Raw genomic sequence first — 9814 nt, 5'->3', positions numbered from 1 at the left:
GTCCACAAAGTGGATTGCAGATGTGGACAGCAAAAAATGCTCAATGAGGAGATGCAGATGTCAAAGGTTAAATCCGCCGCGCCTGCCGCGCTGCAGGACGTGCTGCAGGACGGCATGACCCTCGCGGTCGGCGGCTTCGGCCTCAGCGGAATCCCGGCGGACCTGATCGAGGCCGTTCGGGATTCGGGGGTCAAGGACCTCACCGTGGTCTCCAACAACATGGGCATCGACGGCAAGGGCCTGGGCCTCCTGATTGAAGCCGGCCAGGTCCGCAAGGTCATCGCCTCCTACGTCGGCGAAAACAAACTCTTCGCCGAGCAGTACCTGGCCGGCAAGCTCGAGGTCGAATTCACCCCGCAGGGCACGCTCGCCGAACGCCTCCGGGCCGGCGGCGCGGGCATCCCCGCCTTCTACACCAAGACCGGCGTCGGCACCCTCGTCGCCGAAGGCAAGCCGCTGGCGGAGTTCGACGGCGAGACCTATGTCCAGGAGCGCGCCATCAAGGCCGACGTCGCCCTGGTCCACGCCCACACCGCCGACACCGACGGCAACCTGATCTACCGCTACACCGCACAGAACTTCAACCCCGTCGTCGCCACCGCCGGAACCGTCACCATCGCCGAGGCCGAGGTCATCGTGGAACCCGGCGAACTGGACCCCAACCACATCGTCACCCCGGGCGTCTTCGTCCAGCGTCTGGTGCAGGCCAGCGGCCGGGTCAAGGACATCGAGCAGCGCACCGTCCGGCCCCGCGCCGAGGCCATCGCGCCCGCCGCCGTCTGATCCGCCGCCCCACCGACACTTTTCAGGAGAAACACCATGGCTTGGACCCGGAATGAAATGGCTGCCATCGCGGCCGAAGAACTCAACGACGGCGATTACGTCAACCTCGGCATAGGCATCCCCACGCTGGTCGCCAACAACCTGCGTGAGGGCGTCCGCGTCGTGCTGCAGAGCGAGAACGGCCTGCTCGGCATGGGCCCATTCCCGTTCGAGGGCGAGGAGGACGCCGACCTGATCAACGCCGGAAAGCAGACCGTCACGGTGCTGCCCGGCGGCAGCATCTTCGACTCCGCCACCTCTTTCGGCATGATCCGCGGCGGTCATGTCAAGGTCGCTATCCTGGGCGCCATGCAGGTCTCCGGAGACGGCGACCTCGCCAACTGGACCATCCCCGGCAAGATGGTCAAGGGCATGGGCGGGGCCATGGACCTCGTGGCCGGAACCCCCCGCGTCGTCGTCCTCACCGAGCACAACGCCAAGGACGGAACCGCCAAGATCGTCAAGGAATGCACCCTTCCGCTCACCGGGTTGAGCTGTGTGGACCGCATTATCAGCGACCTTGCGGTGTTCGACCTTGTGAAGCCGGAACACGAAACAGGCGCCGGCCGCCGGCTCACGCTCACGCGCCTCGCCCCCGGCGTCACAGTGGCGGAGATCCGCGAGAAGACGGAGGCGGAGTTCGACGTCGACCCCTCCCTCGAGGGCAGCAGCCTGGAAGGAGCCAGGGCATGAGCCTGAAAGACCAGTTCGGCAAAGATGTGCTGCTCACCGGCTGGGGCCACAGCCGGTTCGGCAAACTCACGGACGAGACCCTCGAGTCCCTGATCGTGCAGGTCGCGACCGAGGCGATCGGCAACGCCGGGATCGAAGCGGGCCAGATCGACGAGATCTACCTGGGCCAGTTCAACTCCGGCATGATGCCGCTGGCCTTCCCCTCCTCGCTGGCGCTCCAGGTCTCCGAGCAGCTGGCCAACGTGCCGTCCACTCGGGTGGAAAACGCCTGCGCGTCCGGCTCGGCCGCGTTCCAGCAGGGCACCAAATCGCTGCTGGCGGGAACCGCCATGACGGTCCTGGTGATCGGCGCCGAGAAGATGACCCAGGCCGGCGCCGACGTCGTGGGCGCCGCGCTGCTCGGCGCGGACTACGACATGGCCGGCAAGCCCTCCACCACCGGGTTCACCGGGCTGTTCGCCGAGGTGGCCAAACACTACGAGAAACGCTACGGCGCCGGCGCTGGGAACCTGGGGGACGTCCTCGGCACCATCGCGGCGAAGAACCACCGCAACGGCGTGGACAACCCTTACGCACAGCTCCGCAAGGACCTCGGCGAGGCGTTCTGCCAGACGGTCTCGGAGAAGAACCCGATGGTCGCCGATCCGCTGCGCCGTACCGACTGCTCGCCGGTCTCGGACGGCGCCGCCGCCGTCGTGCTCAGCGTTGCCCCCACCGGCGGCGCCACCGCGCCGGTCCGCCTCGCCGGCTTCGGCCAGGCGAACGACTTCTTCCCGGCCGACCGCCGCGACCCGACCGCCTTCGCCGCGACCCGCGTCTCCTGGCAGCGAGCCCTGGGCATGGCCGGCGTCGGGCTGGAAGACCTGGACTTCGCCGAGGTGCACGACTGCTTCACGATCGCCGAACTGCTGATGTACGAGGCGATGGGTCTGACCGAACCGGGCCAGGGCGCCCGGGCGGTCCAGGAAGGCTGGGTCTTCAAGGACGGCAAGCTCCCCATCAACGTCTCGGGCGGGCTCAAGGCCAAAGGCCACCCGGTCGGCGCCACCGGCGTGTCTCAGCACGTCATCGCCGCGATGCAGCTCACGGGCACGGCCGGCGCCATGCAGCTGGCCGCCCCGCGCCGCGCCGCGGTGCAGAACATGGGCGGCGTCGGCATCGCGAACTACGTCAGCGTGCTCGAAGCGCTCTGAGAAGCAACGCGAGGTTAGGAGTAGTCGTTGTAGAAGCCGCGGCCGCTCTTGACTCCCAGCCAGCCCTTGTTGATGTATTCCTGCAGCATGGGGGCCGACTTGTTCTCGACCCCGGCCAGCTCGCAGTAATGGTTTTCGATGTCCAGGACGACGTCCAGGCCCACCTCGTCCATGAATCGGAACGGGGTGGTTTCGGACTTGAAGATATCGGAGAACAGGGCGTCCACGTCCTGCGGGTCCGCGACGCCCTCGGCGACGACCTGCAGGGATTCACGCTTGATCGCGGCCCAGATCCTGTTGAAGATGAAGCCGGTGCTCTCCTTGCGCACCAGGTGCGGTTTCAGCGCGTACTTGGGCAGCTGGGCCATGAGCAGTTCGATGACCCGCGGATCGGTGTGGCCGCTGGACATCAGCTCCACCGAACGCACCGCCGGCGGCATGTAGAAGTGCATGTTCAGGACACGCTCCGGGCTGCTCACGCCGCCGATAAATTCGGAGGAGGCAAACGAGGAGGAGTTGCTGGCCAGCACGGCGTCCGGGGCTGCCAACTGGTCAAGGTCAGCGAAGATCGCCTGCTTGAGCCCAAGCTTCTCCGGGACTGCCTCGACCACGAGCCACGAATCCCGGAGGGCGTCGGCGAAATCGTCCTTCGCCGCGAGCCGGACCGCCGGAGTGCCGCCGAGCTCTTCCACGGCGCGGTGGCGCTGCGTCGCGATGAACTCCACGGCGGCCTTGGCCACGGCGAGGTCCGTGTCGTAGACGCGGACTTCGCCGCCTTGGAGCGAAAGCATCAAGGCGATGCGCCGGCCCAGGGTGCCGCCGCCGATGACGGTGATGGGCCGGTCCCCGATGTTGGCGTGGGGCGTGTAAGTCATATGGATTCCTTTCAGGAGGCGGCTGATGGTTCAGCTGCCAGATGAGGGCGGTTCGTGCGCGTGCCCTTGGCGATCAATACAAGGACAGGGACGGCAGCGAGCACAAGGGCCACCCCGCAGATCAGGCAAGTGTTCTAAACTCGATCCCAGCCCATCCACCACCATGCGAGGAGCCCCCATGCGCGCCACCATCATCCACGGCCCCGGCGACATCCGAGTCGAAGACCGCGACTACCCCACCATCCAGCAGCCTACTGACGTGGTCGTGAAGGTCACCGCCGCCTGTGTCTGCGGCTCCGACCTGTGGCCCTACCGCGGAGTGCGCCCCACCCACAAGCCCTCCGCGATCGGCCACGAATTCATCGGCCTGGTCGAAAGCATCGGCGACGCGGTGACCGAATTGGCCGTGGGCGACCTGGTAATTGCACCGTTCGTGGTCAGCTGCGGAAAATGCCCGCAGTGTCTCAACGGCGTGACCGTGGCTTGTGACCACCTGGCCGGCTGGGGCGGCAAGGACGACGCCGGACTGCCGATCGACGGCGGCCAGGGCCAGGCGGTCCGCGTTCCGCTTGCCGAGTCCACCCTGGTCAAGGTGCCGGGCATCACCGATCCCGACGACGCCCTCCGCGCCAGCCTGCTCACGCTCTCCGATGTGATGGCCACCGGCCACCACGCGGCCCTCGCCGCGCAGGTGGGCCCCGGCCGGACCGTCGTGGTCGTCGGTGACGGCGCCGTCGGCCTCTGCGGCGTGCTCGCCGCCAAGCGGCTGGGTGCGGAGCGGATCATCGCAATGTCCCGGCACGCCGACCGGCAGGCCATCGCCCGGGAGTTCGGCGCCACGGACATCGTGGCCGAACGCGGGGAGGACGGCGTCGCTAAGGTCCGGGAACTGCTCGGCGGGGTGTTGGCCGATTCCGTACTGGAATGCGTTGGCACCCAGGAATCGATGGACCAGGCGCTGCACAGCGTCCGCCCGGGCGGCGCCCTCGGCTTTGTGGGCGTGCCGACCGGCGCCGGCGGTGTTCCGCTGCGCTACCTCTTCGACACCAACATCAGCATCGGCGGCGGCATGGCCCCGGCCCGGACCTACATCCCGGAGCTGCTCGCCGACGTGCTTGACGGCACCATCAACCCGGGCCGTGTGTTCGACGTCGTTATGCCGCTTGAGGAGGCGGCCGAAGCCTACCGGGCAATGGACGAACGGCGCGCCATCAAGGTCCTGCTGACCCCCTGACCGGACATCCCGGGCGGCCCCCGGGCGCCAGCCGCGCGGCTGGCACCCGGGGCGGCCGCGGCCGGCCGCCCCGGGGCTTTCGCGAACTCTTGCACCGCCGCGGGAGCGGGTCTAGCGTGATGCGCATCAGCACCCGCAGCCCTCAAGGAGCCGTCATGGCCAGGTTTGTGCAGATCATCGAATACCAGTCCTCCCGCATCGACGAGATCGAGGCCCTCGGCAGACCCTCCCGGACCGAAGGGGAGACCACGCCGACATTCCGCCGGATCCTGAACACGGCGGACCGCGACCGGTCCGGGACGTACCTCACCATTGTCGAATTCGACTCGTACGAATCGGCCATGGAAAATTCGCGGCGGCCGGAGACCTCCGAGTTCGCGGCGCAGATGGCCGCGCTATGTGATTCTCCTCCGGTGTTCCGCAATTTGGACCTGCAGTGGGAGGACACCGGTGACGGCACGACCGCCTAGGCGGTAGGCGATGCGCTCGGAACCGGATGTCTCCCCGCCCGACGGCGACGCGCCCGACGGCTCCCCGCCCGACGGCTATGTGTTGGACCTTGCCCGGGCCGGCTCCGAGTCCCTGCGGCTGGTCGGCGGCAAGGCCCTGAACCTCGGGAAGCTCATCGCGGCGGGCTTTCCCGTGCCGCAGGGCTTTTGCCTGACCACAGACGCGTACCGTCTGGCGGCGCCCGCGGGCCTGGACGTAATGGCCGCCCGCGGGCTGATCCTCGCCACGGCGGTGCCGCCCGACGTCGAGGCTGCCGTCCGGGCGGCCTACGCGGCGCTGGGCCCACAGCCGGCCGTGGCGGTACGCTCGTCCGCCACCGCCGAGGACCTGCCGTTCGCCAGCTTCGCCGGCCAGCAGGATTCGTACACCGGCGTCACCGGCGCGGATGCCGTCATCGATGCCGTCCGCCGCTGCTGGGCGTCGCTGTGGAGCGACCGGGCCGTGGCCTACCGTTCCGCCAACGGAATCAGCAACCGCGAGGTGGGGCTCGCCGTCGTCGTCCAGGTCATGGTGGACGCCGCCGCCGCCGGCGTGCTGTTCACGGCCAACCCGGTGACGGGTACACGGACCGAGACAGTGATCAACGCCAGTCCCGGGGCGGGCCAGGCAGTGGTGTCCGGTGCCGTGAATCCGGACCAGTTCACCGTGGACACGGCGACGGCAACGGTCGTTCGCCGCGTCCCCGGCGACGACAATCCGGTGCGGGGCTGGAGCCTGAACGACGCCGAAATTACCGAGTTAACCCACTTGGGCGACGCCGCCCAAGACCTTCTTGGCATGCCGCAGGATGTGGAGTGGGTCCTCGACGCCGGTGGGAAAGCCTGGCTGACGCAATCCCGCGCAATCACCACCCTGTATCCGTTGGACGATCCGTTCTCCGGTGGACCGTCCGCGATCGGCGCCGATCCTTCCGCCGGAGTCCGGGTCTATCTGTGCGGAACGCTAATGCAGGGGCTGACGCGCCCGATGACGCCGATGGGGCTTACCGCACTCGGCCTGGTGGGAAACCGGAAAGGCCCCTGGCGCTACGTCAATCCCGGGCTGAGGATGTATGTGGATATAACGCCGGCCGTGCGGAACAAATGGGGCCGGCGCTACCTGGCGCGGATCCTGCCGCTGGCGGACGGCAGATCGGCCRCCGTCTTTCCCGAGCTGCTGGCCGACCCGAGGTTCGCGGTCATGAAGCGACCCCGGAAGGACACGCTCGAGGCACTGAAGGCCGGCCGCAGAGAGCGGTCCCGCAACCCGGCGCCGGGCGCCGGACCGGGAATCTTCCTGCGGCTGCTCCCGTCGCTCATCGGGGCCGCGCTCCGGCCCCACGCGGAGCTCCGCCGGGCCGAGGCCTACGGGCAGCGCCTCGAAGCAGAGTTGCTGCTGTCAGAGCCGGCGTCCGCCGTGCAGCGCCTCGACTACGCCGAGCAGCTCCTGAACCGGAAGGTCGACGGGCTGATGCGCGCCACCCTGGCCGGACCGTCCGTGGGCTACATCATGCTGGCGGTGGCCCGCTGGTTGCTGCGCGGCATCGCAGCTCCCCGCGAGCTCGAGGCGGTGCTGCGCGGACTCCCTCACAATGTGACCACCGAAATGGACCTGGTTCTCTGGCAACTGGCGGTCCGCATCGGCGCCGATCCGGCGTCTCGGGACGCATTCCTGTCGCAGGACCCGGACCGCCTCGCGGCCGCCTACCGGGCCGGCACGCTCCCCGTGGCGGCGCAGGCCGGGGTTCAGGACTTTCTGGCCAGGTACGGCCACCGCGCGGTGGCTGAGATCGATCTCGGCATGCCGCGCTGGTCCGAAGATCCGGACCACATCTTCGGCATGATCTCCAACTACCTGCGCGTGGATGACCCTGAGCTGGCACCGGACCGGCAGTTCCGCCGGGCGGCCGAGCATGCAGAGCACAGGATCCGGAGCCTGGTGGACCTAGCCGACGCCCGCAGCGGATGGCGCGCGCGGCTGCTCGAACGCTGCCTGCGGCAGGTCCGGGAACTGTCGGGCCTGCGCGAACTGCCCAAGTTCCATGTGGTGAAAATCCTCGGCGAAATGCGCCGCCAGTTGCTGCTGGTCGGCGCCGATCTGGTGCGCGCCGGCGTCGTAGCGGCCGCCGGAGATGTGTTCTTCCTCGACTTCGACGAGCTCCGCGTGGGCTTCCGCGGAGCCGAAATGCAGGGCCTCGTTGCCCGCCGCCGCCGCTTGTACGACGTCGAACTCCGGCGCCGCCGCATCCCGCGACTGCTGCTCTCCGACGGGACCGACGTCGAAGCCGCCATGATGGCGACGGCCCCCTCGACCGGTGCCCTGGCCGGGACGCCGGCGTCGGCCGGCACCGCCACGGGGACAGTCAGGGTGATCCTGGACCCGGTGGGCGCGCGCCTGGAGCCCGGGGAAATCCTGGTGGCGCCCTCCACAGACCCCGGCTGGACCCCGCTTTTTATGACGGCCGGCGCCCTGGTCATGGAGATGGGCGGCGTCATCTCGCACGGCGCCGTGGTGGCGCGCGAGTACGGGATCCCCGCCGTGGTGGGCGTGCCGGACGCCACCGTCAGGCTCCGCACCGGCCAGCGCGTCACCGTGGACGGCGCGGCCGGAACCATCCGCGAGGTGCCCGGCTAGGGCCCGATCACGGCCCTCCGGAACCCCCTGCCTCAGCGTCATCAGGATTAACTCCAGCGCTTAGACCCTTGCACCCGAGCCCGCCGCCCCGTACGTTGGGGACAGCGGACGAATGTCTCCGCAGCCGTTGGCCTCCGTGGCCGTCGGAGATCAGCAGCGTTTCAGAAGGATAATGGCATGGCTACAGGCACAGTTAAATGGTTCAACGCCGAAAAGGGTTTTGGCTTCATTGCCCCGGATGACGGGTCAGCCGACGTTTTCGCCCACTACTCGGCAATCGCCTCCAGCGGCTACCGCTCGCTGGACGAGAACCAGAAGGTCGAGTTCGACGTCACCCAGGGCCCGAAGGGCCCGCAGGCTGAGAACATCCGCCCGCTCTAGACTTTCAGGAAAGCCCGGCCTGCCGGAAAACTTCTCCTAGAAGACACAGCAGCCCCTCCGGAATTTTCCGGCGGGGCTGCTGCTGCGTTCCGAGCCTTGCGCCCCGACAGCCCGGGCTACACTTGGCCGAAGATCCATTCCTCCGGAAGCAGTCCTTGATGGTCGAACAACTGATGGCCTTTGCCTTGACCTGTGTTGTCGTGGTCGTCGTCCCCGGCCCTGATTTTGCGCTCGTGTTGAAGAACGCCCACGGCGGCCCCGGGTCAGCGGCATCAACGGCGATCGGGATCATGGTCGGCAACACAATTCTTGCCCTGCTGGCAGTGCTCGGTATCACGGCGCTCTTAGGGGCTTCAGAAATACTCGGCGCCGCGATCAGGATCGCCGGTGCCGCCTACTTGCTGGTCCTTGGGATTAGCGCCCTCCGGGAGGCCTTTGGGCGTCCCCGCAGTCAGCCGGCGGCGGCCGAACCCAGGCTGCGGCTGGGCGGAGGGTCCCCGTTCCTGCAAGGGATGGTGAGCAACTTGCTCAACCCCAAGGTCGCCGTCTTCTATCTGTCCCTTTTCCCGCAGTTCAATCTCGGCCCGCTCCCTCCTCTGGAGCAGCACGCTTTGATGGCCGGCATCTTTCTGCTCACCGCGTTGGCGTGGTACATCCTGCTGGTACAGGCGCTGAAGAAGGTCTCCACGGCGCTGGCCCGTCCGCAGGTGAAACGGATYGTCACCGGCGGATCCGGTACCGTCCTGGTCGGGGTTGGCGGGACAATCCTGACCAAATCCCTGATGTCCGCTTAGAGGGCCACGATTTGCCGGCCGCTGCARCCGGCGCGCCCGTCGGGAATTGCCACTGGCTCCTCCGCTCCGGGTGAGCGGGATCCAGCGAGTGCCCCGCGTCGTGCACATTAGGATTACGCAAACTTTGGGCCCTCATGCGTAAGGAATTCGTTAGGGCCCGTTCCGCTGAGACCCGGCGGGTGGTGTCATGAAGGAAGAGGACCCTGCGGCTACCGTGGCGGCAGTCCGGTCCTCGGCAGGAGCCAACCACAATGAACACCACCCCCCGCCCGCAACCGGACACGCCAGGCAGTCCGGCGAGCGCCGGTGACATCCGTGATTTCGTCGCCGTCGATGACAGCGGGGACTTTTCCTTTCACCGGTCCGAACAGGATCTTTTGGCGGCCTTTGAGTACGTCGCGGAAGCTGCGTGCATCATCGACCGCAGCGGCGGCGCCTACCGCCTGGCCCTCGATCCGAACCGTCACCTGATTCTTGCCCCCTCGCTCGGACCAGTGGAGTTCCACTGGCTCCGCCAGGCATGGCTGGACGCCCAAAATGCCCACCCCGAATCCCACCGGCTCCGGCGCTTTTTTCCCATCACTCTGGGACAGGTGGTGTCGGCACTATTCGAAACTCTCACCCTTGAGCACGGGCCGGAGGCAGCCGCAGGTTCATGGACTCTCGAGATCAACGGCAGCGCATCACACCCAGCGAACC

10 protein-coding genes are annotated in these 9814 nt (G+C 67.8%); 9 read left to right on the top strand and 1 reads right to left on the bottom strand.

What is annotated here, in order from left to right:
- The first annotated feature begins 57 nt into the window (after positions 1 to 57).
- The 3 genes from AB4Y86_RS04850 to AB4Y86_RS04840 are packed head-to-tail and all read left to right on the top strand — an operon-like array spanning position 58 to position 2708.
- Positions 58 to 783, top strand: coding sequence for a CoA transferase subunit A (locus tag AB4Y86_RS04850; protein WP_441400589.1), 726 nt, complete (start codon positions 58 to 60; stop codon positions 781 to 783).
- A gap of 36 nt (positions 784 to 819) precedes the next feature.
- Positions 820 to 1515 (top strand): CoA transferase subunit B, encoded by a 696-nt coding sequence (locus AB4Y86_RS04845; protein WP_441400587.1) that lies wholly within the window; start codon positions 820 to 822, stop codon positions 1513 to 1515.
- Positions 1512 to 2708 (top strand): acetyl-CoA acetyltransferase, encoded by a 1197-nt coding sequence (locus AB4Y86_RS04840; protein WP_441400585.1) that lies wholly within the window; start codon positions 1512 to 1514, stop codon positions 2706 to 2708. The genes AB4Y86_RS04845 and AB4Y86_RS04840 overlap by 4 nt, the downstream gene beginning before the upstream one ends.
- 14 nt (positions 2709 to 2722) lie before the next feature.
- Here the strand turns inward: AB4Y86_RS04840 and AB4Y86_RS04835 are convergent, their stop codons facing one another.
- The gene (locus AB4Y86_RS04835) at positions 2723 to 3583 is read right to left on the bottom strand and encodes a 3-hydroxyacyl-CoA dehydrogenase family protein (protein ID WP_441400583.1); all 861 of its coding nucleotides are present in this window, start codon (positions 3581 to 3583) and stop codon (positions 2723 to 2725) included.
- A 178-nt stretch (positions 3584 to 3761) separates the two neighbouring features.
- On the opposite strand from AB4Y86_RS04835, the gene AB4Y86_RS04830 reads away from it, so the two are divergent.
- The 6 genes from AB4Y86_RS04830 to AB4Y86_RS04805 form a co-directional block, all read left to right on the top strand.
- Complete coding sequence (locus AB4Y86_RS04830; protein WP_441400581.1) at positions 3762 to 4817, top strand: zinc-dependent alcohol dehydrogenase family protein; 1056 nt, start codon at positions 3762 to 3764, stop codon at positions 4815 to 4817.
- 155 nt (positions 4818 to 4972) lie between these two features.
- On the top strand, positions 4973 to 5287 hold the full coding sequence (locus tag AB4Y86_RS04825; RefSeq protein ID WP_441400579.1) for a hypothetical protein: 315 nt from the start codon (positions 4973 to 4975) through the stop codon (positions 5285 to 5287).
- A 10-nt stretch (positions 5288 to 5297) separates the two neighbouring features.
- The gene (locus AB4Y86_RS04820) at positions 5298 to 7940 is read left to right on the top strand and encodes a PEP/pyruvate-binding domain-containing protein (RefSeq protein WP_441400577.1); all 2643 of its coding nucleotides are present in this window, start codon (positions 5298 to 5300) and stop codon (positions 7938 to 7940) included.
- Positions 7941 to 8117: 177 nt separating this feature from the next.
- A complete protein-coding gene (locus tag AB4Y86_RS04815; RefSeq protein WP_013599688.1) occupies positions 8118 to 8321 on the top strand; it encodes a cold-shock protein in 204 nt (67 codons plus the stop codon).
- A gap of 158 nt (positions 8322 to 8479) precedes the next feature.
- A complete protein-coding gene (locus tag AB4Y86_RS04810) occupies positions 8480 to 9115 on the top strand; it encodes a LysE family translocator (protein ID WP_441400574.1) in 636 nt (211 codons plus the stop codon).
- A gap of 251 nt (positions 9116 to 9366) precedes the next feature.
- Positions 9367 to 9814 (top strand): hypothetical protein (locus AB4Y86_RS04805; protein ID WP_441400572.1); only part of this gene is annotated, 448 nt, incomplete at its 3' end.

Origin of the sequence: Arthrobacter sp. 2YAF22_2 (assembly GCF_052114645.1) — a bacterium.
Lineage (GTDB): Bacteria > Actinomycetota > Actinomycetes > Actinomycetales > Micrococcaceae > Arthrobacter.
This window is presented reverse-complemented; position numbering and strand designations above follow the sequence as displayed.